The following is a 24,131-nucleotide window of genomic DNA, read 5'->3' as shown; positions in this document are numbered from 1 at the left end:
AGTAATGCTTAAATCCTCCTCTCTGGTTGCCGCCATTGGCCTGATAGCCACAGGCTTCGCGACTCATACCCATGCGCAAGAAAGCGCGTGGCGTTACCAGCTCACCCCCTATGTATGGATGACAGGGTTATCCGGTGACCTGCGCCCACTGGCTAATTCCCCCACTGTCAGTACGTCACACTCGTTTAGCAACGTAATGGATGACCTGGAAGGCGCGTTTTTTATGGCCGGTAGCGCGCGACAAGATCGCTGGGTGCTGTTTGGCGATATTACCTGGGCGTCCCTTAGCAATGAGAGCATGCTATTGCCGGGCGTTGCAGTGAAAGGCAACCTGCGCCAGCGCTCACTGACCGCTGCCGCCGGTTATCAAGTGGTCAGCACGCCGACCCAATACCTTGATCTACTAGCGGGCGCACGCGCTTGGCGGATCGAAGCCGACGTAAAGGTGCCCGCCTTAGGGGTGAGCGCCAGTGACACCGAACGCTGGGTCGACCCACTCCTGGCCGCCCGGCTGCGCTCCACCTGGGCGACTAACTGGTCAACATTGGTGCATGTTGATGCCGGCGGCTTCGGCATCGGCTCTGATAGCACCTGGCAAGCCGTCGCTACCGCCAACTATCAGATAAATGAGACCTTTCTCCTTTCCACAGGGTTTCGACACTTAGCCGTAGACCGCGACGAAAACGGCACTCGCGTCGATGTCTCAATGAGCGGCCCACTACTCGGGGCTACTTGGATGTTTTAGTAACTCGTCCTTCCACGACGTGACGCCCCGCTCGTCGTAGGAGTAACACCCAAAAGCCTGAGCGGCTGGCCTCCTATCTGAGTCTAGTGATTTTTCTGAAACGCATCACTTAATGCCGCCGCTAAAATCCCCGTGGGCATCGCAATAATCCCGATGCCCGCCACCGCCGTTAATCCCGCAAAAAACTTACCTAGCCCAGTGATAGGAACCATATCGCCATACCCCACCGTCGTCAGCGTAGTAACACTCCACCACAGCACACGGGGCACGCTGCCAAACGCGTCAGGTTGGGCTGAGGCTTCTGCTAAATAAAGGCAGAAAGAGGAAAGTAACAGCAACAGGATCGCTAAACCCGCACTCAACCACAGCTCATGAGAACGAGACTTCAGCGCCTCTGCCAGTGCTGCCCAAGCCTGGCTGAACCTACCTAAACGGGTGAGCCGCAGCATTAACCCCAAACGCAACATACGTAGTAAGAAGCCGTTGTTTTGAACCATAAACCCCAGGAAGTAAGGCAAAATCGCCAGTAAATCCACCATGGCCCAAAACGAAAATACATAGCGCAACCGGCCTTTTATACCGCGGTAACGCGGATCTTCACCGACAACATACAGACGCAGTAAATACTCACCGATAAAGATCACCACCAACACGGTTTCTAAGGTAGGAAAAAGGCGTGGCAAAAGCGCCCGCAGCGTTGGCTCCGTTTCCAAAATAGCCACCAGCGATGCCAGCAGAATCAGCACACAGATGACTCTATTAATGGTCGACAACCCCTGCCGCAGGTGCGTTTCTAAGGCTAACTGCCGGTAAAGCTCAGCTCTATTTATAATCATTTCTTCAAAAGACTTATTAGTGAATGCAGCGATCTAAAACCCCAACAACCGCTTACGAACAGGCCGAATAGCGACCAGCAACAGGATAGCTAAGGCCAACCATTCAACAGAGGCCGGTAGCAGCTCCTGCACTTGGCTGGCCTGTTGAACCGGGTCCCATCCCGTCATCGCCAGCCCCTTATCAAACACCCAGCCGATCAGCACCGTCACCAGCAGAATGCTACCCAGATAAACCGCCAAGGCCTGGCTGCCAAATTCACGCCGCAAAATGGCCAGGGAGGCTAGGCTCGTTACCGGGCCAGCCAGCAGAAAGACTAACGCCATTCCCGGTGAAATGCCCGCCAACAGCAAACCCGCAGCCACAGGCGTGGCTGCCGTCGCACAGATATACAAGGGAATGCCGATCACCGCCATAAGAAGCAGCGCCAGCAGCCCACCCGAAAAACCCACCAGGGTTTCTGGCGGCACAAAGGTCACCAACACCCCCGCCAGCAATAAACCGGCAAACATCCAACGGCTGATGTCATCCAGTAAATCACTAAAGGCATACATTAACCCTGCCCTTACCCCCGTCGCTTCAGCGGCAGCGCCTGTTTCATCGCTCACCTCTTTAGATTCACAGCCTTTTGATGCACAGCAGCTGCTAACAGGGGTATTGTTCGGCACTGCTGATTGTCCGGTAAAGCCCACTAAAATGCCCGTTACTATCGCGGTTACCAAGGCCCCCAGCACCCGCGCCAGCGCCATTAATGGGCCTAACAGCACACTGGTGATAAGCATTGAGTCCACGCCAACGCCGGGGGTACTAATCAGAAAAGACGTGGTGGGCCCACGGCCCGCGCCACCCCGGTGCAACGCCAGCGCAGTGGGAATCGCTCCACAGGAACACAGCGGCAACGGCATGCCAATCACCGCTCCCCGGGTAATACTGCCCAGCCCGCGACCGCCCATCCAACGCTGTAATAAGTGTTCCGGCATCCACGCCTTAATTAGCCCTGCGATCATCAACCCCAACAGCAGCCAAGGCGCCGCGGTTAACGCAATGCTTAATAACTCTGACACCAGCTTCATCGCCTGTTACCTGCTTGTTAACCAACCGAGTAACCGCTAGCCTAAACCCTGTAATCGTTACAGGGTCAAGCTGATGAAAAGCGCTTATCGTATTGGTGAAGTGGCCGCCCGTACAGGCTGCTCTCCTGAAAGCATTCGCCACTATGAAAAACTGGGCTTACTGGCACCACCACAGCGTGGAGAGCAAGGCTACCGCCGCTACAACCAAGCAGCACTAGAGCGTATTGGCTTTATTCGCCATGGCCGAAGCTTGGGGCTAGACCTGCATAGTATTCAGGAACTACTGGCGCTCTCAGATAACCCCGACAACGACTGCACCGCCGCCGACGATATCGCCAGCCGCCACCTGCAACATCTTGAAGAACGCATTACCGCCTTACAGGCACTGGCCAATGAGCTGCGCCAACTGGTTCACCAATGCCGAGGTGGCAAGGCTGCCAACTGCCGCATTATTAAAACGCTGTATGACCACCAGCCCACGTGCAGCGAGCGGGGATGCGGGGAAAGAAACGAGTAGCGCGGTATCGCCGTACGCCAGCTAACGTTAACAACATCGAACTTCATCCGGCCATCGACTACGGTTATGACACACCCGCGTAATAAAGAGGATCATTGAATGATCGAGTCACGAGAAGAGCTTGAAGCCGTTAAAAAGGCGTGCCATGCCATGGTGACAAAAAGTTCGGGGCTTTCTGCTGGCTCCGCGATGATCCCCATACCCGGGCTGGATATTGGTTCAGACGTTGCCATATTGATGCGATTAATTCCCAAAATTAATGAAAAATTCGGCTTGTCGCCTGAACAAATCGACGGCATGGATACCGAAAGCAAGCTGTTTGTAATGACCGCCATTTCCAATACGGGCAGCAAGATGGCGGGTAAATACATCACGAAAAAGCTCATTGTGATGCTTCTAAGTAAGATGGGGGTCAAGGTTGCCTCAAAAGGCGTTGCCAAGTTCGTCCCCTTGGTAGGCAGTGCCGTTGCTGGCAGCATCAGCTTTACGGCCATGAAGTACATGGGCAATAGCCATATTGAGGATTGTTATGAAATTGCCCTGGCGACACTGGAAAAGGAGTGGCAGGGTCAAGAAATCATCCTTGAGCCAGAGCCACAACCCAAGACAGACCCGAAAGGTGCCCTAAGATAAGCCACGATTTTTCTTGCTGCCCCTACTGTTATAAAGAATGACTCAAACAAGCCTGATAAGAGCAAGACGCCCAACACTAGACGACTGGTCTAATCAAACGTAAGCTAACCCCATCGCGCTGCTGCAACCTTCAACATTGACAAAGCAACCACTACACTTCTTTTACTCACCAGAAAGGATTCCAACATGAAAATTCTGCTCGTTGTTACCTCACACGATAAGCTTGGCGACACCGGCAATAAAACCGGCTTCTGGCTTGAAGAGCTGGCCGCACCTTACTACGCCTTTAAGGATGCGGGCGCCGAGCTAACTTTGGCCTCTCCTGCCGGTGGCCAGCCGCCGCTTGACCCCACCAGCAGCGCCCCGGATGCCCAAACCGACGCCACCAAGCGCTTCGAGGCTGATACCGAAGCCATGCAAGTGCTAGCAAATACCCACAAGCTGGCCGATATCAATCTGGCGGACTTTGACGGCATCTTTTACCCAGGCGGCCACGGCCCGCTGTGGGACCTCGCCGAAGACCCCACCTCAATCCACCTGATTGAAGATGCCATTGCCGCCAACAAGCCAGTCGCCACGGTGTGTCACGCCCCCGGCGTGCTGCGCCACGTGAAAGGCAGCGACGGCAAACCACTGGTAGCTGGCCGCAACGTTACCGGCTTCAGCAACAGCGAAGAAGAGGCCGTTGGCCTAACTGATGTAGTGCCGTTTTTAGTAGAAGACATGCTGCAAGACCTTGGTGGCCGCTACACCAAAGGTGACGACTGGAGTTCCCACGTGGAAGTGGACGGACTGCTGATCACCGGGCAAAATCCCGGCTCATCAGAAGCCACCGCCCAAGCGCTGCTCAAAAAGCTTTCTGAATAGCGCTCTTCATCGATAAGCAAGGAGAAGTTGATGCCCGCGTATGTCGTACTTACCCGAGAACACACGCACGATGCTCAGGAAATGCAGCGCTACAGCGAGAAAGCAAAAGCCGCCCGAGAAGGCCACGACCCACAGCCGCTAGCCTTCTATGGTGATTTTGAAGTGCTGGAAGGCAGCGCCATGGAGGGAGCAGTGATTCTACGCTTCCCCAACATGGCCGCCGCCCGCGCCTGGTACGAAAGCCCCGCCTACCAGGAAGCCCGCAAGCACCGCTTCCTGGGGGCAGATTACCGGGTGTTTATGGTGGAGGGTCTCGAAGAGGCTTAATGCATTTTTAGGTGACCGGTTCGTCACACCCAGTTAGCGCTGGTGAATGGGAACACCGCCAAAACGTTTGAGAACTGCAGAGGCCTATTCGGCTCACCTACTGAGCCGAATAGCCGCAGTATTCGGCTCAACCACGTGGTTAATCTCACCTCAGGCGTTGGGCAGCATAATCTGCCCGGTTAAATAAGGCGCCACACGCCCTTTAATCACCACCCGTTCGCCCTCTACAACACAGTTAAGCGCGCCTTGGCGTGCCCCACCTTGGCGAGCAGTAAGCGCTTGCTTACCCAAACGCGCCGCCCAGTACGGGGCAAGCGAGGTATGCGCCGAGCCAGTCACCGGGTCTTCTTCCACGCCCACCTTGGGGCCAAACCAACGGGACACAAAGTCCACGTCATCGCCTTTCGCGGTAACAGCCACACCCCGCCCCGGCAGCTGTTTAAGCCGCTGCATATCCGGTGCAAGGCGTTCAATCACACTGGCGTCCTCAACCACCACCACAATGTCATCCGAGACCAACAGCTCCTCGATCTCGATACAGCCGAGGGCTGCGGCTACCTCCGCGTGCATTGCTAATGGCGCAAGCGTTTTCGCGGGGAAATCCATCGCCAGCTCATCGCCATCACGCTGCACTAATAGCGGCCCGCTACGCGTTTCAAATTTCAGCGTTTCTGTACTATCGCCCAGCACATTAAAGATGACCCACGCCGCGGCCAGCGTGGCATGGCTGCATAAATCCACCTCCACCGAAGGCGTAAACCAGCGCAGGTGGTAGCCTGCTTCCGTGGGTACAAAAAAAGCGGTTTCGGAAAGGTTGTTCTCTGCGGCAATGGCCTGCAGCAGCGCATCCTCCAACCACGCACCCAGCGGGCAAACAGCCGCTGGGTTACCTTCAAAGGGCTTTGAGGCAAAAGCATCTACTTGGTATAGATCGATTTTCATGGGGCTTTAACTTCGCGAAAAAGGGGCAGTAATTAAAAACTTCAACAAAAAACTATATAGCGCATTAGGAGATGAAGCCGATGGTTTCAAAAGCGCGGAGCGCAATGATCTATTCGTAGCGGCGCCAATCGTCGACTAAGCCCACTTATCTAAATTAAGTTCGACGAGCTTTGATTGCACCACTTGGCCACCTTTTAGGCCAAGTAACAGGCACGACAAGCGGGGTTACTGCTATAATAATTACTGGTCTGTCTAGGAGCGTTGAGATGGTTCGTAAAGCCCCAACTGATAAAGTCATGGTTTCCCGCGAGCATATTTTGCGCGCAGTGGCCAGTTCAAGCGCGATTGAAACAGGCGAGCGCACGGCAGTGATTGAGAAGCGTCTGAAGTCTCATACGCGTCGGTTTACCAAGTTAACCCTAGCTCTCTGATACTATCAGCTCGTTCTCACTGTATTTCCAAAACGTCTCGTACTAAGCGTTCAACAAACTGATAATCACCGTCACGCCCGGCTTGAATCGCTTTGAAGTAATAGTCTTTATGCTCGTTCCACAGGCTGTAATCGAGTGGTTGAGCACCCGCCTTGACGGCCATCACATCTAGCAGCAAGCGCGATATCCGCCCATTACCCTCTCGGAATGGGTGAATCAGTATAAACTCGACATGCATTTCGGCAAGCAATGTAATTAGCTGTTCGTCCCCTACCTCAGGTAACTCAGCAAAACGTGAGAGATACTGACCCTCAAACTCTTTTGCCAGCCTTTGGATCTATATAGGCGATGCAAACCGAATATTTGGTTTGGACATATCAACGGTTCGAAATTGGCCCGCCCAACGATACACATTGCCCAGCCAAGCTCTGTGCCATCGGCAAATTGTCTGGAAAGTAAGCGTTTTAGGGAAGTCGTCAAAAACCTGCATATAAAGAGCTGCAAGCAGCTCTGTTTCTGCAATATTTATCTCTACGGTGTCAGTGATCCCAATGAGATTTCCCAGCACCCTATTTTCCGAGCCAGGTTGGTACTCACCTTCGCTACCAGAAACAACATAGCGACTCATAAGAGCGACTTACCTCGCCGCTTGTTTGTATCTTCCATACTCCAGCCCCACAAGCTTCTGTTTGATCTTTTTGCGTGCCATGCTGCACCCAATTAGCATACCCAAAAAATACAAAAGGCCGCTCGATATTTCGAGCGGCCTGAAAGAGTCTAGCTAATCGTCATCCTAATTGGACGCGATCACTCCCACTCCATAACAACCCTAAATTAAAATACTATGTTTTCAGTAGTTTATACCACATAAAATAATAACGTGTAACTTTTGTGCAACGATGCGAAAAACATATAAATCCACCGAAGGTTATAAAATCAATAGGTTACGCTAAGTTGTTACACGCTGTGCTACCGCTCAAAGCTCACCTCAAGCTCCAAGCAGCAGCAAGACACCACCAAATCGTGTTAACATGAATAGTTAGCGCTTAGCCTTTCGCACGTTTCGCGCGTGTGTAGCTTGCTGCTCGACAATTTCATCGAGTTCGCCAGCAAGTACAGCCTCTTTAATCTTATGTAGCGTTGGTACAACTTCATCAACGCTAGCCAGGGCTATTGCTTGCTTTCCTTTGGCAAACCCAAGGGGCTTGCTACCATAGCGAACAGTTAGCAAAACAGTTCCATCAGCTGCATTCGTCCACCAGCGCTTAACTCGCTTGACGTACTCAATCTTCTTTTGAGCACCTTCTTCATCTTTCACCCACTTTGTTTTAGTAGGCGAAAAATCAGCATCCGTAGCGAGAGCAACTTGCTCTTCAATCTTATCAACAAGCTTATTCCTACGATTAACAACCGGATCTTTGGCGGCTTGGGAATTGTGCTGAACGAGCTTAAACGAATCGAGAATAGACATAAAAGTTGCCTCCTGTTCTGTATAACTACAATGTAGCTTCAGACACAGGAGGCTGTCATCCAATTTTAGAAAAAACCATCATCTAATACATTATTTTCCACAGGATCTTCGTCACCCATTATACCTTCTATGTGCCCAATTAGCCGCTCAAAAACACTAACCTCAAATGGATGCATAATCAAATAATCACGGAACCAATCTGCATTTTTTAGCCTACCTTTATATGTACTAAACTCCTTTCTTTTATTTGACGCAATTCGCTTCGATTTTCTTAGTATAAGAACTTCGTCAATATCCGTTGGAGCTGTGCTAATGGGCGTCATATCGAGCCACTCACACAATAGGAAGTATTTAGAACCAGGTATTGCAGACTTAACATCATGAGCTGTCGCAGTAGCTTCTTGAAACATGGTTTTATCTAAGTTTGTTTTACATTCGGCAGTCACATACCCAAGGTATGTTTCAACAGTCTCTGAATTTTGAAAGCTCTGCTGCCTAGATGATTTTAAGTATATTTTTTTTGCGATTGCAAAGTCCTGATCTTTTGTTCTTATCGACAAGCCACTACTGTCTCTTCTCGATGCCAAACTAGTTCTAAAATAAGCAGCAGAAAAACATTTCGTCGGGCCAAGAGAAACATCTTTCAGCTCTGGGAAGCACTTAGTTATCAAATAAGGCATAAACTCTTCAATGATACTATTATCTAATTTAAGCTGTCCTTTTTGCCGGTAAAGAAAATCGCTCTCTCCACAAAAAATCAAATCATGGTCCATGTAATATTTATAACCATTTAGTAACGTAACAAGCTCCTGTATTACATTTTCCTGACTTCCTTTAACTGCATTCATATCTGCAACCCATTTATCATACACTGGTATTGCATCCCTTAAAATTTGGGCCCCAGCCTCAGTCATTTTCTCATTAACGATTGAAGCATTTATCTTATCCAAATGAGGCGTAGGAAAAATCATTCAAAGACTCCTGAAGTAAGTTGCGGCGAAGGCATAATTGAGCCAGCTTTCATTATTGCACTTTTTATTTCTTCCACCACAGAATCATCACAATATAGCAGTGCATCTTCTAATGCACTAACACCAATGTCACGAGCCAAAGATACATCAGTTATGCCTTCTAAATCAACCATCCGAAACCTCATAACATCTTCAAAGATAAACTCACCAAACTTATTTCTAAAACTTCGGACTTGTTCCCCAACAATATCGAATCCAGATAGCGCTGCAACAGATTTAATAATAGAAGAATTTTTAAATGAAGTCTTCCTTACATTCGACTCAACTCCTACAACCAATAACATTTTAACGTCTTTCGTGCACACTCGCCTCAGTTCAAGAAAAACTTGATACATATCCATTGCATACTGAACAACTGTCATAAATCTATTTTGCCTGTATTTCCTATTAGCTCCTATCTCAGACTTAGCCACAGACAAAACATCTACACCTAACGCCTCAATTGATTTACGAAAATTTTGATGGTAGTTAAATACATTTATATAAGGTGGTGAGCTTATTACGAGGTCAACTGATTCATCGGGCAAAGGTATTGCGCGCGCATCTGAATTAAAGCATTTGATTTTCACAGAAGAATAAGGAAGAAGTTCTATAGTGGATCTGAGTGCAGCCCAAACATTATTAATGCGCTTAACATCTGTTTTTTTAGCCTCAAAATCCATTCCAGCCACAAGCGCACGCAAAATAATCAATTCAATATCATACTTGGCACTTTTGCACCTGGCAACTAGAGCTTCCTTGAAGTCTTCAGTAGAAAGGCTAGAAAACAATGGTAAATCACTGACAAAATGAGAAACAAAAATATCAATATCAATAACCGAAGCTAATACATCCTCCTTCGGTTTAGTAACTAACTCATATACTCTTGAAAAAGACACTGCTGCAGGGTTAATTTCACACCCGTAAGCATCTAGCCCAAAGCAAGCCGATTCATATAAAACAGTTCCGCTTCCCACAAAAGGGTCGAGCAAAACTGCCCCTTCATGTCCGTATGCCTCTATAATCTTTTCTATAAGCTGAGGTGAAAACTGCCCTCTCCAAGAAAAAAGATTACCTCTTGTTTTCTCTTCAATGTTTACCACACTGGAAGGAAGTGACTCTAATAGACTTTTATCTAACAATCTCACACACAAATCCTCTGCATTAGAAAACAAATCCGCCACAGCCAACTGAGTCTATTATATCATTAGCCATCCGGTAATGGCGAGACACTTGAACTGACTTTTTTCTATTTTCATAGGCCGCATCTTTTATCTCAATATTATCGCTTTTACTACTCAACCCAACCATGTCGGCAATTTTATAATTAGTAATCTGCTTCCCACTTCTTTCCCCCTCGATTCTCAGCTCATAAACGCGAAAGGTTTTTTTAAGGGCAGAAATATTAAAAGATTTAGGCAAATGGTACCTAGCTGCACTACTTTCTGGATTCCTAACTTTTCGTCCCTTTGTGGTTATCAAACTTCTTTTTAGAATGCGACTTATTGCTGCATCAATGTGCTGACGCTGATGCTTGACATTAACTGATATAATTATTGTATCCAAACATTGGATAGCTGCATTTATTTCAGCTTCCTTAACGATCCTACTGGCCGCAGGTTCTACTTTAGGCTCAGCAAACAAGTATTCTCCCCTAGTCTCTCCTGTATCAACACGTTCACGCCACCACTTGGCAAAGGCTCTATAACGACATCCTTCGTAACGTACATCTCCAAAGTCTTTGTATACCTGCAACATAGCCTCTGGAAAGTCAGTTTCAGAATCGGTTAACAGAGATTCAGAGTCGTGCAAATCACATAAACACGAATACGTCTTATTTAGGGTAAGCGCATACCACCACCAGAAGTACGGCGAGGCTTCGACAAGGTAGGGCTTGGGCTTCTTGTAGGAGCCAAACGTAGGGTACTGGGAAATGAAGTAGCGGTACACGTTAACAACCATCAAAAGTAGTGATCCTAGTTGGAATCGAGATTAGCGCACCTACCGTAGACTGTACATATCGCTTGCTGAGAGCGATTCAACCAACCACACACGAGGTAGACACCATGAAAGATTCAGAAAAGCTAATTCAACACACCCTTGAGACTTTCAAAAATCGTGTTAACACGACAATAAGCGAAAGGCAGCACTGGGAATCAACTGTCTATAAGTCAGCAAATGACAGCCTGTATGCTTTGCTTGTAAAAGTCTTCGAGCTGTACGAAGGAACTAAAGGAAATTCAAAAGCTGACTCCCTAAAGCGTAAGTGGCTAATGGAGCAGTGCCAATCTAAAAACTTACGAATCGGCAAAAACCTAAACTTTATACAACTCATCACTAAGCTTGTTTTTAGTGATGCCGGTGTAGACAGCAAGCGTGTCAGTTCATATTCAAGAGTATTAATCGCAGCTTCTCAATCACCAGACGTACAGGTAGCCGATGACATCCCTGACTTCATTAGAAAGTATGGCGGAATTGAAGAGGTTAGAGCTTCGCTCACCAAGTCAAGTAAAACACCTGGACAAAGAGCAGAGGCAGGAAAAGCTCTACTTCAGGAAGCTACAACTATTGCCAGTGTTACATGCGATGAATTAAAAGCCAAGGCGACTATCAGCAAAAACCACGCGGTTTGCTTGTTGGGCATCATGTCGGCAAGTGGCGAGCTGGAAATAAAGCACGTTGTTTATGACTCCGAAAGCGCCTCGGACACAGTCGGAAGCACAACTGTAATAAACGGTGCCTTAGCAAATCTGTATAGCAATCACAGGAAAAGAACCAAGGAAGCCGAAGATAAAAATAATGCCGAGAAAGCAGCAGCAGACAAAGCATCAGCACTTGTTAATATTGGCGATGTAAAAAGCAAACATGAAGCCAACGTTAAAACCCATACCGCAGCATAACGAAGGAAAATAAAATGAAAAACACAACACCGACTAACATCCACGACATTGTTTTCTCCGACAGTCAATCAGAGACAATAGTGAATGATATTATTCATCAACGAATCCCATTCCCTAGATTTGGAAAAACTGCACTATGCCTATATGGAAGCTATGGGACAGGGAAAACAACATGCGCAGGCTTGTTTTGCCAAGACTTTGAACTAGCTTTAACTTCTCAACAAATGGTTGCCGAACCGCTATTCATTAGCTGCAACAAGAGCGAGTCAATAGACGTCATAATTAAAAGATGCAACAACCAGCGCTCTTTTGTTTCTTTCAACGCGAGTGGATACCACTATTTCATATTTGATGAAGCTGACAACCTAACCGAACCGGCACAAAGGGCTTTAAAAGCTTTTTTAAACAATTCAGATGTTATATGCGTGCTGACAACAAACTATCTTCAAAAGTTAGACAGGGGACTGCTAGATAGGTGCATACAGATTAACTTTAACGCTGCTAAAAAGGAGCGTATAAAATCTCGAATCATAGACATATTAAACTCCAACGGCGTCGTTACGATGGAAGACGGTGTTATCGATGAGTGCATAGAGCATAGCGATGGGACTTGGCGAGACATCCTAATGAAAGTTTCATATGCAATAAATAACACGACTGTAGCCAAGAAGCCAATAAAAAATAATATCCGCATCGTTAAGTAAGCTTGAGCGAAGCCGGTTTAACGGCTTCGCTTCTTTGCATAGTCTCTCGGCAACATACTCGCCACAAGATAGCTACTCACAGTTAGCCCTAATGAAATAGCGTAGATTCCTATCATTGAATCGCCCCAGGTTTCGTAGACACCTCCAGGCCTTATACTAAAGGTATCTAGGAGGAACCATGAGCTATCCCCGCTACACTGAAGAATTCAAAATCGAAGCCGTCAAGCAGGTGGTAGAGCGCGGCCATCGCGTGGCCGAGGTCGCTGAGCGGCTAGGCGTGTCAGGTCACAGCCTGTACATCTGGATCAAGCGCTACGATAAGCCGGTAGAACAACGGCAAGAAGATGATGATCTCCAAGCTGAAAACCGTCGTTTGAAGGCCGAGCTCAAACGCGTATCAGAAGAGCGAGACATATTAAAAAAGGCCACCGCGTACTTCGCCAGGGAGTCCGACTGAGGTACGCGTTTATTCAAAATTATGCGAGCCAATATTCGGTACGTCGCTTGTGTCAGATGATGGCAGTGCACCCCAGCGGTTACTACGCATGGTGTAAAAAAGCGCTCTCTAATCGAGCGCGAGAAGATGAGCGCTTGCTGGGATTGATCAAGCACTCCTGGCTTGAAAGCGGCGGTGTATATGGCTATCGCAAGGTCTACCAGGACTTGCGTGAAGCTGGCGAAGCTTGCGGGAAGCACCGTGTGGCGCGTCTTATGAGTAGGGAAGGTTTACGTTCTCAGACAGGCTATCGACGACGCCCTGGCGGCTATGGCGGTGGAAAACCGGCTGTTGTATCCCCTAACCATTTAGACCGTCAGTTTGAAGTAACAGCGCCAAATGTTACTTGGGTGACGGACATCACGTACATCCGCACTTATGAAGGCTGGCTTTACTTAGCGGTAGTTATCGACCTGTTTTCTCGTCAAGTGGTTGGCTGGTCGATGAAGTCTCGCATGACTACGGAGTTGGTACTGGATGCTTTGTTATCAGCAGTCTGGCGACGCAAGCCACAAGGAACGGTGATGGTGCATTCGGATCAAGGAAGCCAGTTTAGCAGTGGAGACTGGCAAAGCTTTCTGAAAGCGAATCACTTGGTAGGCAGCATGAGCCGACGTGGTAACTGTCATGACAACGCCGTTGCTGAAAGCTTCTTTCAACTTCTAAAGCGAGAGCGAATCAAGCGACAGATTTATTCAACACGCGAAGCAGCTAGATGTGACGTGTTCAATTATATTGAAATGTTTTACAACCCAAAGCGCCGACACGGCACAAGTGATAACTTGTCACCGGTTGAGTATGAAAGGCGTTACTTTAAGAGCCTAACGGGTGTCTAGAATATCCGGGGCGATTCAGAGCTATAATCACCAGGCAGATTCTGTAAGTACTCCACCACAATTTTTTGTAAAATGAAAATTCATTAGGCTGTAGAACCAATTTCAGAAGAGCACCATAAGGATTTGCTCTTCAAGTTAATTTCTTTGTGGCACAGCTCACTCAGTTCATAGAACCGTTCTGACTCAGCCTTGTACTCGACTAAACTCTCTATCAAGCCTGCATAGTGCTGAAGCTTGCTAGCGCATATAGCAAGTGTAGCAATACTGGGCTCACTCCCCTTGAATCTTAACGTCCTGAGATAGCACTCACTACGTCCTAGCCAGTCCATACAAAACTCACTCTCACTCGAAACCACCCCCATTCCACGCAAGAGTAAAAATACATCACCTAGAATCTTTTTTGACACTTAATTACCTCCCGTTGATAAATAACTAAAGATACTATGCAACCACCCATTGCAAGTATTTATCTGAACAAGGGCTCCATTCAAAGGCATTGAGTCTGCCAGCTATGCTGTTGCCGACAGAACTTGCCGCCCACTTTGCTTAATCAGAGGCAATTTCAGCAGAAGAGGAACAAGATAGGAGGCTGACTTAGTCAGTACCTTGTATGTGTTGAAGTGGAAAGTGTTTGTCTGCTTCAGCATTGCGTTGCGAACAACTCACCACACGTAAAGGTAACAGCGTAACCCCACCAACACCAGCCTAGCTGGTTGTGTGCAAACACTGACAGAGGAACTCACAGAAAGTCCATTGTCACTAGTGAGGCGCAAAGCCTCACTATGACTTCAGAATCTACAGAAAGCCCCCGAGTTAATAAAACAAAAAGAGCGCTGATTCATTTGTGAGAGACAGCGGAGCTGTTTCGAAGCAAATGCAGCATGCGCTTGAGGAACTGCGTAGCAGTGACACAACAGCCAAATCACAAATGTAAGAAAATACATAATACCTTACATTACCGCATAAACCACTGAAATCAATAAAGAGAAAAGTACAGCTATATAGCTTGCTCAATTAAAACGTCAGAAAATATACTTATTGAACGATAAATGTACATTTTGTGGAGGAAGGTATGGCGCAGGCAAAGACGCTCAGCAAAACGGAGCTAAAGCGCGTGCTCCAGTACATTGACGCTTGCGAACGCTACAGTGAGCGGAACAGGGCAATGCTGCTGCTCACGCACTGGTGTGGGATGCGCGTTGGTGAGGTTGCCAGTTTGCGGGTGAGCGACGTCGTAAGCGAGGACGGCAGCATTCGCTCAGAGATACGTTTGACAGCGTCACAGACGAAGGGCAAGCGCGCTCGCGTCGTGTACGTGCCTTCTCGCATGCGGAAGGAGCTACAGAACTACGTACAGCGCTCAACGAAGCCCGCTCGCAGCGTTTATCTGTTCAACACGCAAAAGAGCCAGCGGTTCACGGCAAACACTGCTACGCAGCTCCTACAGCGCTTGTACGCACGTGCCGGCATCGAGGGCGCTACTAGTCACAGCGGACGCCGCACGTTCATTACGGAGCTAGCTGGCAAGGGGGTAAGCGTTAGGGTGCTTGCTGAGCTGGCAGGACATCAGAGTATACAAACCACCCAACGCTACATAGATGTGAACGATGACATGCTTCGTAAGGCTATTGAATCTATATAAACTCACAGTTTTTCTAATATTACATAACCATTGTGGAGAATAGCTTCGTGGCTGTCTTTAATAAGAATCCACTTTTCGTCCTCGTTATCATCTTCTTCAACCTCTTCCAGCAATTCCCCTTTTTTGTCTTCGTCTATATCACCGTCAATGTCCCAATAAACATCCATATCGCCTTCAATCGAAATTATATGGAACTTGTAATCATTTAGTTCTAAATCATCCTCATCACTTGGGAGCTCAGATGAATCCGGAAACTCAATTTCTATTTTGGTGAAGTCGTTAAACTCCTCTCGGCGAGCAATGAGTTTAACTCCGTCAACGAGCCTCTCATACGCGTCATAAAAAGCAAGACTATTTCTCCATAATTCCTTTATAAGATAACTTGACATTTTTATTAACTCCTAAATCGTCACAATGGTGCCATCTTCATTTCTGCGATAGTCTGCTAACGCATTTGTTAACCGAATCTCATCGTTCAGATGATAGTATGTCTTCTCTATCTGAGCAACACTAGTACCACACATGTCGGCAATCTGCCTGAAGCTCAACCCACTCATAATTCGCTGCGTTATCATAAAATGACGAAGACTGTAGGGCACCAGGTTTCTGTTCTCTTTATCTTCAATATCTGCCAACTCTACAATCTTATGGAAGTGATAAAGCAATGCACGCTTACTCATTTCTGTTTCACCATCAGTACTAAACACCAACGAGTCGGCTGACAATGGCACTGCAATTTTTTTCAGCCTCTCAAAGTACTGCCCACCTCGGCAATATATAATTCTGCTAGTTCTAACCTTACTAGTCTCTGCACGAACTCTGATTTTCGCCAGCTTTTTTTCTATGCCTTGGCTTTTTACGATATCGATTTCGACATCATTCCATCTAAGCTGACGTTGCTCACCAACCCTCAATCCGCTATTTGCGGCAATCAAAATATAGTGCCTTACAAGCTGTCGCATAATCAGTTCGTCAGCGTCGATTTTTTTATTAGACTTGGCGCAGTATGCTCTCATTACCTTAACAAGCTTATCGTATTCTTCGCTTGTAAAAGTCGCCCTTCTCACAGCCTCATTATTTCTGTCTACCTTGGGGAGCTTGGGAAAATCAAAAGAATCAATGTGAGTGTCGTGCTGCTTGAACAAGTAGCGCATGCAGCTATTAATTGTGCTCTGCTCGTTTTTAAGCGTAACTTGCTTTACATTACCCTTTGACAATTTCATTCTATGATGAAAGTATCCTGCGCAATCAGTCCGCGACAGTTCTTTAAGCTTGGTTTCTTTACCTATGAATTCTAGCCAGTGCTGGAGATGCGTTTTAATAGTCACGAACCTGCCACTTACTATCAACTTGCTCTCTACGTCTTTCTGACGCTGGGCAAGATACTTGCTTACGCCACCTTTCGTGGTTAGGGAAAAGTATGTCTTGCCCATTCTTTGATTAGCATACAACTCTAAGTAGAGCTCTTTCCCCTTCTCCATAGCAGTCGATTGGCTGCGAGTACGCAAGCTTTTCCTAGCATACTTTTTCTCATTCTCCAGCCACATGCGAAAATGCCAGTATTCGCCTCGCTTGTATATTATGGCTTCGTCAAAAATCTTTATTTCGTCTTCTGAAAAGTTCTTCTTCTTTATAGTCATTGCCAAGTCTCAAAGTACTACTGTCCGCAGTAGTCACAGTTCTGTGCGACATTTTGTGCAACGCTATAAAAAAAACGCAAGGAAATCAACGAGTGAATTCCTTGCGTGCCACTTTTGTGTAACTTTTAAATTCAATTAAATCAGCGGCTTACTAAAGAAACACTACTCCCACTCAATAGTAGCAGGCGGCTTACTACTCACGTCATAAGTCACCCGCGAAACCCCTTCCAACTCGTTGATAATCCGGTTGGAAACCTTCTCCAGCAGCTCGTAGGGCAGGTGCGCCCAGCGGGCGGTCATGAAGTCGATGGTTTCTACTGCGCGTAGCGCGATGACCCATTCGTAGCGGCGGCCGTCGCCTACTACGCCTACCGATTTCACCGGTAGGAACACGGCGAAGGCTTGGCTGGTTTTATCGTACCAACCGGAGGCGCGCAGTTCTTCGATGAAGATGGCGTCGGCATCACGCAGGATATCGGCGTACTCTTTCTTCACTTCACCCAGAATGCGCACGCCCAGGCCGGGGCCAGGGAACGGGTGGCGGTAAACCATATCGTAGGGCAAGCCGAGCTCTAGGCCGAGTTTGCGCACTTCGTCTTTGAACAGTTCGCGCAGCGGCTCGACCAGCTTGAGCTTCATGGTTTCCGGCAGGCCACCCACGTTGTGGTGGGATTTGATTACGTGCGCTTTGCCGGTTTTAGAGGCGGCAGATTCAATCACGTCCGGGTAGATGGTGCCCTGGGCCAGGAAATCGACGCCTTCAATTTTGCTGGCTTCTTCATCGAATACGTCAATGAACGTATTACCGATGATTTTACGCTTGGCTTCCGGGTCGTTTTCGCCCTTCAGCTTGCCGAGGAACAGCTCTTCGGCGTCTACGCGGATCACCTTAACGCCCATGTGCTTGGCGAAGGTTTCCATCACTTGGTCGCCTTCGTTTTTGCGCAGCAGGCCGTTATCGACGAACACACAGGTCAGCTGGTCGCCAATGGCTTTGTGCAGCAGCGCGGCCACAACAGAAGAATCGACACCACCGGAGAGGCCCAGCAGTACGTGGCGGTCGCCCACTTGCTCGCGCACACGGCTTACTTGGTCTTCGATGATTTGTGCCGGTGTCCACAGCTTCTCGGCGCCGCAAATATCCAGCACGAAGTGCTCAAGAATGCGCTGGCCTTGCAGGGTGTGGGTCACTTCCGGGTGGAACTGTACACCGTAAAACTGCTTCTCTTCCCAGGCCATGGCAGCAATCGGGCAGCTCGGCGTGGAAGCGGTCACGGTGAAGGTGTCGGGGGCTTTGGCTACCTTATCGCCGTGGCTCATCCATACGTCTAGCAGGCCTTTGCCGCTGTCCGCATCCACGTGGTCTTTAATGTCTTTGAACAGCGCGGTTTCAGCGTCGATTTGAATTTGGGCATAGCCAAACTCACGCTGGTTAGAGCCTTCTACCTTACCGCCAAGCTGCTCAGCCATGGTCTGCATGCCGTAGCAAATACCAAATACCGGCAGGCCCATTTCAAACACACACTGGGGGGCGCGGGGGGAATCCAGCTCAGTGACGGATTCCGGGCCACCGGCCAGGATGATGCCGTTGGGGTTGTATTCGCGAATCTCTTCTTCGGTGATGTCGAAGGCGCGGATTTCAGAGAATACGCCGATTTCGCGAACCCGACGGGCGATCAGCTGGGTGTACTGGGAGCCGAAGTCGAGAATCAGAATCTTATGGGCGTGAATGTCACTCATGGCGGGGTCTCGGTTGAGCGGTGGAGGTGCCGCTGGTAAAGCCAAAAAGCAAGCGGCGGGGCTAAGTGCCCGCCGCCATTTAATGTGGAAACCTCCGATTAACGATGACATCCGGTTAATCAGAGGTTCCATGGTCGTTGCGCTGTTAGCTCACCCGGTAGTTGGGCGCTTCTTTAGTGATCTGCACGTTGTGAACGTGAGATTCGTTAAAGCCAGCACTGGTAATTTGTACGAACTCCGGCTTGGTACGCATTTCTTGAATATCGCGGCAGCCGGTATAACCCATGGAGGCGCGCAGCCCGCCCATCAGCTGGTGAACGATGGCGCCCATCATTCCCTTATAGGGCACGCGGCCTTCAATGCCTTCCGGCACCAGCTTCTCGGCACCTTCGGCTTTATCTTGGAAGTAGCGGTCGGCGCTGCCCTGGTTCTGAGACATGGCGCCCATGGAACCCATGCCACGGTAGGCTTTGTAGGTACGGCCTTGGTAAAGTTCGACTTCACCCGGCGCTTCTTCGGTACCGGCCAGCAGGCCACCCACCATCACCGCGCTTGCGCCAGCGGCGATGGCTTTGGCTAAATCACCCGAGAAACGAATACCGCCATCGGCGATCAGCGGAATATCAAACTCTTTCAGCGCTTCGGCAACGTTAGACACCGCGGTGATTTGCGGTACACCGACGCCTGCCACAATACGTGTGGTGCAGATAGAACCGGGGCCAATACCCACTTTAACCGCGTCTGCGCCCGCTTCGGCCAGCGCTTTTGCGGCGGCGGCGGTGGCGATGTTGCCGCCAATCACTTGAATGTTGGGGAAGTTCTCTTTAATCCAGCGAACGCGATCAATGACGCCTTTGGAGTGGCCGTGGGCGGTATCCACAATAATCACATCCACGCCAGCTTCGACCAGGGCCGCCACGCGATCCGGGGTTTCCGGGCCGGTGCCTACGGCTGCACCCACTAACAAGCGACCGTCGCTGTCTTTAGCGGCCATGGGGTAAGTGCGTGCTTTTTCGATGTCTTGGAAAGTCACTAGGCCACGCAGGTGAAACTCGTCATCGACGATCAGCATTTTCTCAATGCGGTGTTCGCGCATTTTGGCTTTGCTGGTTTCAAGGTCGGTGCCTTCTTTGACGGTAATCAGCCGCTCGCGGGGGGTCATGATGTCCGCCACGCTGTCACCGTGGTTAGGCTGGAAGCGCATGTCGCGCTCGGTCACGATGCCTACCAGGGTTTCGCCTTCTACCACCGGGAAGCCAGAGAAGCCGTTCTCGCGCGCCATGGCCAGCAGGTCATCTAGCTTCGCCTTGGGGCTAACGGTGACCGGGTCTTTTACAATCACGCTTTCGTGCTTTTTAACTTTACGCACTTCAGCGGCTTGCTGGCTCATGGCCATGCTCTTGTGGATGATGCCGATGCCACCTTCTTGTGCCATTGCAATCGCTAGACGCGCTTCGGTAACGGTGTCCATTGCAGCGGAAAGTAGCGGGATGTTAAGAGAAATATTGCGGGTCAGGCGGGTTTTGAGGCTGACATCCTTGGGCAGAATATCGGAGAAGCCGGGAACGAGGAGTACGTCATCGAACGTAAGTGCTTCTTGGGCCATACGTAGCATAGCGGCAACACCCTGATGGAAGAGGAAGTGGGGCGTGGAAAGTTAATCCCCCATTATAACGTTTGGAAGGCCATACCAGCAATGCGATGGCGGCATATACAAAACAAGCAGCACCGCTGAGGGTTGCTGCTTGTTTGTTTAACCTAGAAAAATCTTAGTCTAGCGCGCGGTCGTCGGCTTCACTGGGAAAGTCCAGATCCTCCAAACGCCCGGTCACCGCCGTGGCAATGTTCGCCAAATGCGAGGAGACCCGCTTGTAGTGGCGAGCCAGCAGCGAGTACGCCACGGCTTCATGAAACTCGACCGCCTCTTCTTCACGCAATAGCGCTTCGATAAGGTCGTCGCAAATCCCACCTATTTCGCGGGCAGCCGTGATAATGCGGTGCGCCTGGGCTTCGTTTGAGTCCCGCGTGGCGGTAATCAACTCTTTAAACAACCCTGATAAACGCTCAGAAACCTTATCTAGCGGCTTCTGGTAGCGGTCTACATGAAAACCTTCGCTGTAGAAAGCGCCAACTTCAAAGACGTTTTTACAGTAATCGCCAATACGCTCGGCGTCTTTTGCAACGCTCATCAGCGCAAGGCAGATAGCCACATCATGGCCGGGATTAACGGTCAGGTGGCGCAACACCTTGCGGCGGATGGAGCGCTCAAGCTCGTTGACCGCCACATCGCGCTGGTAAAGCGGTTGGCGCACATCTTCGGCAGGCACTGTGCTGTAAAGCACCTCGTTGGCACGTGCGAACATCCAAGCACCATGCTCCAGCATCTTGGTCAGGTCCGCGTAGGCCTGGTCAATGCTGGTTTCCGAGGTAAGCGCACTATAAAGCTGTTTAAACATGGGAAACCCCTCGGTTGGCCGCGCTTAGCGCAGGCGCATGAACAATTCGGTCAGTGTAATGCCGACCAACGGCACCACCAGAAATACACCAATCAAGAATAAGAAGGCATAGCGGATCTGTTTACCCGCCAAGCGGCCATACCAGGTGGCAATACGCAGCGGAATCACCCGCAGCGGCCACCAAACAGCCGTACCGGTTAAGTTGAAGATAACGTGAAACAGCGCCACCGTCATCGCCGCAGCAACAGGGTTAGCCGTAGCCGCTAATACGCTGGTTACGGTCGTGCCTAGGTTAGCCCCCATCATAAAGGGAAGCACCCGGCGCAGGCGTACAACGCCCGCCCCTGCAAGGGGTACCATTAAGCTGCTGGTAATCGTACTCGACTGCACCAGCACAGTAGATATCACCCCAACGCCATAAGCACGGGCATCGGTACGGAAGAAATAGGTGCGGAACAGGCCATCCATGTGCCGCAGCAGAGCGCCGCGCAGGTTTTGCACCATAAAGATCAGCGCCGCGAACATCAGCAACATGCCTAACGCTGCCACAAAAAGCCCTGCAGCCGCCACGCTGGGCATCAGGGTGGCCCCCAGCCAGTTAGCGGCATCAACAATAGGGGCGGTGATCACTTTAATGGGGCTATTGGGGCGTGCCACTTCTTCTAAGCCAATCAGCTCGGCTAGCCAAGCCGCCAGGCGGGTGAAGATACCGCGTCCAGCGTCGTGGAACATCCCCGTTAGCCACTCCAACGGGAAGACCACTAGCACCGTCAGGATATTGAAGAAGTCGTGCATCATGGCGGCGGTAAAAGAGCGCCGGAAGTTGCGTTTAATGCGCACGTTCGCCAGCGCCACGATGACACCGGTGACGGCGGTGCCAATATTGGCACCCATAATGGCAAACACAGCCGTACCCAGGGTCATTTCCCCGCTCGCCACCAGCGTCACAATCAGTGCCGAGGTAAATGACGAACTCTGCACGATCATGGTGACTAACACCCCGGCCATCAGGGCGATAAAGGGATTTTCACCATAAGCAAAAGCGCGCGTTAAAACATCACTATCGCCACCAAAGGTGCCTAGGCCAGCGCCCAGCACATTGAGTGCAGCCAGAAAAAAGTAGAGGCACAAGCCCGCATAAATACCGCGCAACCAGGCCGGTACCTCACGAGGCACCTCGCGAGCAAGAGCAGGACGATCGGTGGAAGGTCCGAGATTCGACATAAGTGGTCTGCCGTGTTGGTGGACAATCTATGTATGACGTTTTGATGACAGTTTTGTGTCGGCGAGCAACGTACCATGGTTATGTGACACTTTGATGACGAACACAAAACAAAGCAGTGAATATTCGCATCACGGCTGCAAACCTAAGCACCCTGGCGAATACGTTTGCTGAGACAGGTTAGCGTATTGTCTAATGGTTGCACCCTAACTGATTATCGCACCGCAAGCGTTGGACGACACCTGCCTCCATGACCGCCTCAAACAGCGCCATCTTCTCAGTCAGCGAACTCAATCTCAAGGCGCGCAAGGCGCTAGAGCGAGACATGGGTGAGGTATGGGTCGAAGGCGAGCTTTCTAACGTATCCCGGCCCGCCTCAGGGCATATCTACTTCACGTTAAAAGACGATCGTGCGCAGGTTCGTTGCGCGCTATTTCGCCAGCGGGCGCGCTTTGTGGCCGCCCCCATGCGCGATGGCGACCAAGTAAAGCTGCGTGGGCGGGTGTCGTTATTTGAGCCACGGGGCGACTATCAATTAATTGCCGAAGCGGTGCAGGCGGCGGGCCTAGGCGAGCTGCTGGCCGCCTATGAGCGCTTAAAAGCACAGCTGGAAGGGGAAGGTGTGTTCGCAAATACCCGCCCCCTACCCTTTCCGCCCCGCAAAATTTTGATTTTAAGCTCCGCCAGCGGCGCGGCCATTCGCGATGTATTGGCCGTGCTTGAAGCACGCTGGCCGCTGGTGGATGTCACGCTGATTCCCGTGCCTGTTCAGGGGGCTGATGCGGCGCCTGCGATGATTTCTGCCTTGGGGCTATTAAACCGCCAACCACGCTTAGACCCCGAGCTAGATGTGGTGCTGATCACCCGTGGCGGCGGCAGCCTTGAAGACCTGTGGGCGTTTAATAATGAGCACTTGGCGCGGGCGATTTTTCACTCCCGCTTGCCGGTGATGTCGGCGGTGGGCCACGAAGTGGATGTCACCCTAGCGGATTTTGCGGCGGATATGCGCGCCCCAACCCCTTCCGCCGCCGCCGAACGCTTAGTGCCTGACCAAAACACACTGAAGCGCCAGCTGGAACAGGCAGCAAGCCGCCTGCACCGCGCTATGCAGGCCCGCCTAGAGCGGGATAGCCAGCGCCTAGATACCCTGCGTGCTCGCCTGCGCCACCCTGGGGAGCAGCTCAACCATCAGCGGCAGCACTTAACTACCCTCACCCAGCGTTTGCAGCGCGCCATGCAGCAAACGCTCACCCAGCAAAAAGCCCAGGTAACCCAACTGGAAAAGCGTTTAGCCAGCCAGGACATGGCACGGCTATACCACGCTGAGCAGGAACGCCTCAATAACCTACAACGCCGTTTGGCCAGTGCGATGCAGCGTGCCTTAGAAGCACGGCAAGTAAGGCTCAATAGCACCGCCCGCGAGCTAAACGCTGTTAGCCCCCTCGCCGTACTGGGGCGCGGCTACGCCATCGCCCAAGACGAAAAAGGCCACATTATTCGCCGTGCAGACGACACCGCACCCGGCCAGAAGCTCTCGCTACGGCTAGGTGAAGGAAAACTCAGCGTGGAAGTAAAACGGCGCTACAAAAAGTAGCGCCGCGAATGCAGGGGCTAGCCAACACACATCTATTTGCGATCTTTCTTA

25 protein-coding genes and 1 pseudogene are annotated in these 24,131 nt (G+C 50.2%); 11 read left to right on the top strand and 15 right to left on the bottom strand.

The annotated features are described in order from the left end of the window. Nucleotides 1-4 precede the first annotated feature (4 nt). Nucleotides 5-745, top strand: coding sequence for a hypothetical protein (locus BB497_07325; GenBank protein ID AVI62522.1), 741 nt, complete (start codon nt 5-7; stop codon nt 743-745). 83 nt (nt 746-828) lie between these two features. Here the strand turns inward: BB497_07325 and BB497_07320 are convergent, their stop codons facing one another. After that, a complete protein-coding gene (locus BB497_07320; protein ID AVI62521.1) occupies nt 829-1,581 on the bottom strand; it encodes a potassium channel protein in 753 nt (250 codons plus the stop codon). 33 nt (nt 1,582-1,614) lie between these two features. Continuing rightward, nucleotides 1,615-2,652 carry a permease gene (locus BB497_07315; protein AVI62520.1) on the bottom strand — a complete coding sequence of 346 codons (1,038 nt, stop codon included), beginning with the start codon at nt 2,650-2,652 and terminating at the stop codon, nt 1,615-1,617. 73 nt (nt 2,653-2,725) lie between these two features. On the opposite strand from BB497_07315, the gene BB497_07310 reads away from it, so the two are divergent. From BB497_07310 to BB497_07295, 4 genes are all read left to right on the top strand, one after another. Continuing rightward, on the top strand, nt 2,726-3,169 hold the full coding sequence (locus BB497_07310) for a transcriptional regulator (protein ID AVI62519.1): 444 nt from the start codon (nt 2,726-2,728) through the stop codon (nt 3,167-3,169). Between the two features lie 99 nt (nt 3,170-3,268). Further along, the gene (locus BB497_07305; protein ID AVI62518.1) at nt 3,269-3,802 is read left to right on the top strand and encodes a hypothetical protein; all 534 of its coding nucleotides are present in this window, start codon (nt 3,269-3,271) and stop codon (nt 3,800-3,802) included. 186 nt (nt 3,803-3,988) lie between these two features. Continuing rightward, nucleotides 3,989-4,669, top strand: coding sequence for a dimethylallyltransferase (locus BB497_07300; GenBank protein AVI62517.1), 681 nt, complete (start codon nt 3,989-3,991; stop codon nt 4,667-4,669). 30 nt (nt 4,670-4,699) lie between these two features. Then, the gene (locus tag BB497_07295) at nt 4,700-4,996 is read left to right on the top strand and encodes a hypothetical protein (protein AVI62516.1); all 297 of its coding nucleotides are present in this window, start codon (nt 4,700-4,702) and stop codon (nt 4,994-4,996) included. A gap of 150 nt (nt 4,997-5,146) precedes the next feature. Here the strand turns inward: BB497_07295 and BB497_07290 are convergent, their stop codons facing one another. From BB497_07290 to BB497_07265, 6 genes and pseudogenes are all read right to left on the bottom strand, one after another. Further along, nucleotides 5,147-5,938 (bottom strand): isomerase, encoded by a 792-nt coding sequence (locus tag BB497_07290; protein ID AVI62515.1) that lies wholly within the window; start codon nt 5,936-5,938, stop codon nt 5,147-5,149. A 447-nt stretch (nt 5,939-6,385) separates the two neighbouring features. Continuing rightward, a pseudogene (locus BB497_07285) lies at nt 6,386-6,997 on the bottom strand (cell filamentation protein Fic). 411 nt (nt 6,998-7,408) lie between these two features. Next, nucleotides 7,409-7,840, bottom strand: coding sequence for a hypothetical protein (locus BB497_07280; GenBank protein ID AVI62514.1), 432 nt, complete (start codon nt 7,838-7,840; stop codon nt 7,409-7,411). A 65-nt stretch (nt 7,841-7,905) separates the two neighbouring features. Then, nucleotides 7,906-8,811, bottom strand: a complete 906-nt coding sequence (locus tag BB497_07275; GenBank protein AVI62513.1) for a restriction endonuclease — start codon at nt 8,809-8,811, stop codon at nt 7,906-7,908. Continuing rightward, complete coding sequence (locus tag BB497_07270) at nt 8,808-9,992, bottom strand: hypothetical protein (GenBank protein AVI64295.1); 1,185 nt, start codon at nt 9,990-9,992, stop codon at nt 8,808-8,810. Before BB497_07270 ends, BB497_07275 begins: the two co-directional genes overlap by 4 nt. 22 nt (nt 9,993-10,014) lie before the next feature. Beyond that, a complete protein-coding gene (locus BB497_07265) occupies nt 10,015-10,812 on the bottom strand; it encodes a hypothetical protein (GenBank protein ID AVI62512.1) in 798 nt (265 codons plus the stop codon). Nucleotides 10,813-10,916: 104 nt separating this feature from the next. Here BB497_07265 and BB497_07260 point away from each other — a divergent pair, with 104 nt between their 5' ends. From BB497_07260 to BB497_07245, 4 genes are all read left to right on the top strand, one after another. Continuing rightward, a complete protein-coding gene (locus tag BB497_07260) occupies nt 10,917-11,750 on the top strand; it encodes a hypothetical protein (protein AVI62511.1) in 834 nt (277 codons plus the stop codon). Nucleotides 11,751-11,764: 14 nt separating this feature from the next. Next, nucleotides 11,765-12,454: a hypothetical protein gene (locus tag BB497_07255; GenBank protein ID AVI62510.1), complete on the top strand. Its 690-nt coding sequence runs from the start codon at nt 11,765-11,767 to the stop codon at nt 12,452-12,454. 178 nt (nt 12,455-12,632) lie between these two features. Further along, on the top strand, nt 12,633-12,911 hold the full coding sequence (locus BB497_07250) for a transposase (GenBank protein ID AVI62509.1): 279 nt from the start codon (nt 12,633-12,635) through the stop codon (nt 12,909-12,911). Nucleotides 12,912-12,967: 56 nt separating this feature from the next. Continuing rightward, the gene (locus tag BB497_07245; GenBank protein ID AVI62508.1) at nt 12,968-13,786 is read left to right on the top strand and encodes a transposase; all 819 of its coding nucleotides are present in this window, start codon (nt 12,968-12,970) and stop codon (nt 13,784-13,786) included. 83 nt (nt 13,787-13,869) lie between these two features. Here BB497_07245 and BB497_07240 read toward each other — a convergent pair whose 3' ends face one another. Then, nucleotides 13,870-14,193 (bottom strand): hypothetical protein, encoded by a 324-nt coding sequence (locus tag BB497_07240; protein ID AVI62507.1) that lies wholly within the window; start codon nt 14,191-14,193, stop codon nt 13,870-13,872. Between the two features lie 665 nt (nt 14,194-14,858). Between BB497_07240 and BB497_07235 the strand changes: the two genes are divergently transcribed. Beyond that, nucleotides 14,859-15,428 (top strand): integrase, encoded by a 570-nt coding sequence (locus BB497_07235; GenBank protein AVI62506.1) that lies wholly within the window; start codon nt 14,859-14,861, stop codon nt 15,426-15,428. A 2-nt stretch (nt 15,429-15,430) separates the two neighbouring features. Here BB497_07235 and BB497_07230 read toward each other — a convergent pair whose 3' ends face one another. From BB497_07230 to BB497_07205, 6 genes are all read right to left on the bottom strand, one after another. Continuing rightward, entirely contained in the window at nt 15,431-15,817 is a 387-nt protein-coding gene (locus BB497_07230; GenBank protein ID AVI62505.1) for a hypothetical protein, read from the bottom strand. 12 nt (nt 15,818-15,829) lie between these two features. Continuing rightward, nucleotides 15,830-17,068, bottom strand: a complete 1,239-nt coding sequence (locus tag BB497_07225; protein ID AVI62504.1) for an integrase — start codon at nt 17,066-17,068, stop codon at nt 15,830-15,832. Between the two features lie 162 nt (nt 17,069-17,230). After that, complete coding sequence (locus tag BB497_07220) at nt 17,231-18,808, bottom strand: glutamine-hydrolyzing GMP synthase (GenBank protein ID AVI62503.1); 1,578 nt, start codon at nt 18,806-18,808, stop codon at nt 17,231-17,233. Between the two features lie 145 nt (nt 18,809-18,953). Continuing rightward, nucleotides 18,954-20,423: an IMP dehydrogenase gene (locus BB497_07215; GenBank protein ID AVI62502.1), complete on the bottom strand. Its 1,470-nt coding sequence runs from the start codon at nt 20,421-20,423 to the stop codon at nt 18,954-18,956. A 154-nt stretch (nt 20,424-20,577) separates the two neighbouring features. After that, a complete protein-coding gene (locus BB497_07210) occupies nt 20,578-21,264 on the bottom strand; it encodes a PhoU family transcriptional regulator (GenBank protein AVI62501.1) in 687 nt (228 codons plus the stop codon). A gap of 24 nt (nt 21,265-21,288) precedes the next feature. After that, nucleotides 21,289-22,488: a sodium:phosphate symporter gene (locus BB497_07205; GenBank protein AVI62500.1), complete on the bottom strand. Its 1,200-nt coding sequence runs from the start codon at nt 22,486-22,488 to the stop codon at nt 21,289-21,291. Nucleotides 22,489-22,736: 248 nt separating this feature from the next. On the opposite strand from BB497_07205, the gene BB497_07200 reads away from it, so the two are divergent. Then, nucleotides 22,737-24,080 carry an exodeoxyribonuclease VII large subunit gene (locus BB497_07200; protein ID AVI62499.1) on the top strand — a complete coding sequence of 448 codons (1,344 nt, stop codon included), beginning with the start codon at nt 22,737-22,739 and terminating at the stop codon, nt 24,078-24,080. The last annotated feature ends 51 nt before the right edge of the window (nt 24,081-24,131 follow it).

It is taken from the genome of Halomonas sp. GFAJ-1, from assembly GCA_002966495.1.
Taxonomy (GTDB): Bacteria; Pseudomonadota; Gammaproteobacteria; order Pseudomonadales; family Halomonadaceae; genus Vreelandella.
The sequence above is the reverse complement of the archived record's forward strand: the minus strand, read 5'-3'. Positions and strand labels throughout refer to the sequence as shown.

Coding starts and splice junctions, on each gene's coding strand:
- BB497_07310 (AVI62519.1), top strand. CDS start 2,726: ATGAAAAGCGCTTATCGTATTGGTGAAGTGGCCGCCCGTACAGGCTGC.
- BB497_07320 (AVI62521.1), bottom strand. CDS start 1,581: ATGATTATAAATAGAGCTGAGCTTTACCGGCAGTTAGCCTTAGAAACG.
- BB497_07235 (AVI62506.1), top strand. CDS start 14,859: ATGGCGCAGGCAAAGACGCTCAGCAAAACGGAGCTAAAGCGCGTGCTC.
- BB497_07245 (AVI62508.1), top strand. CDS start 12,968: ATGATGGCAGTGCACCCCAGCGGTTACTACGCATGGTGTAAAAAAGCG.
- BB497_07205 (AVI62500.1), bottom strand. CDS start 22,488: ATGTCGAATCTCGGACCTTCCACCGATCGTCCTGCTCTTGCTCGCGAG.
- BB497_07230 (AVI62505.1), bottom strand. CDS start 15,817: ATGTCAAGTTATCTTATAAAGGAATTATGGAGAAATAGTCTTGCTTTT.
- BB497_07220 (AVI62503.1), bottom strand. CDS start 18,808: ATGAGTGACATTCACGCCCATAAGATTCTGATTCTCGACTTCGGCTCC.
- BB497_07200 (AVI62499.1), top strand. CDS start 22,737: ATGACCGCCTCAAACAGCGCCATCTTCTCAGTCAGCGAACTCAATCTC.
- BB497_07260 (AVI62511.1), top strand. CDS start 10,917: ATGAAAGATTCAGAAAAGCTAATTCAACACACCCTTGAGACTTTCAAA.
- BB497_07300 (AVI62517.1), top strand. CDS start 3,989: ATGAAAATTCTGCTCGTTGTTACCTCACACGATAAGCTTGGCGACACC.
- BB497_07215 (AVI62502.1), bottom strand. CDS start 20,423: ATGCTACGTATGGCCCAAGAAGCACTTACGTTCGATGACGTACTCCTC.
- BB497_07315 (AVI62520.1), bottom strand. CDS start 2,652: ATGAAGCTGGTGTCAGAGTTATTAAGCATTGCGTTAACCGCGGCGCCT.
- BB497_07305 (AVI62518.1), top strand. CDS start 3,269: ATGATCGAGTCACGAGAAGAGCTTGAAGCCGTTAAAAAGGCGTGCCAT.
- BB497_07210 (AVI62501.1), bottom strand. CDS start 21,264: ATGTTTAAACAGCTTTATAGTGCGCTTACCTCGGAAACCAGCATTGAC.
- BB497_07295 (AVI62516.1), top strand. CDS start 4,700: ATGCCCGCGTATGTCGTACTTACCCGAGAACACACGCACGATGCTCAG.
- BB497_07290 (AVI62515.1), bottom strand. CDS start 5,938: ATGAAAATCGATCTATACCAAGTAGATGCTTTTGCCTCAAAGCCCTTT.
- BB497_07250 (AVI62509.1), top strand. CDS start 12,633: ATGAGCTATCCCCGCTACACTGAAGAATTCAAAATCGAAGCCGTCAAG.
- BB497_07225 (AVI62504.1), bottom strand. CDS start 17,068: ATGACTATAAAGAAGAAGAACTTTTCAGAAGACGAAATAAAGATTTTT.
- BB497_07275 (AVI62513.1), bottom strand. CDS start 8,811: ATGATTTTTCCTACGCCTCATTTGGATAAGATAAATGCTTCAATCGTT.
- BB497_07280 (AVI62514.1), bottom strand. CDS start 7,840: ATGTCTATTCTCGATTCGTTTAAGCTCGTTCAGCACAATTCCCAAGCC.
- BB497_07265 (AVI62512.1), bottom strand. CDS start 10,812: ATGGTTGTTAACGTGTACCGCTACTTCATTTCCCAGTACCCTACGTTT.
- BB497_07325 (AVI62522.1), top strand. CDS start 5: ATGCTTAAATCCTCCTCTCTGGTTGCCGCCATTGGCCTGATAGCCACA.
- BB497_07255 (AVI62510.1), top strand. CDS start 11,765: ATGAAAAACACAACACCGACTAACATCCACGACATTGTTTTCTCCGAC.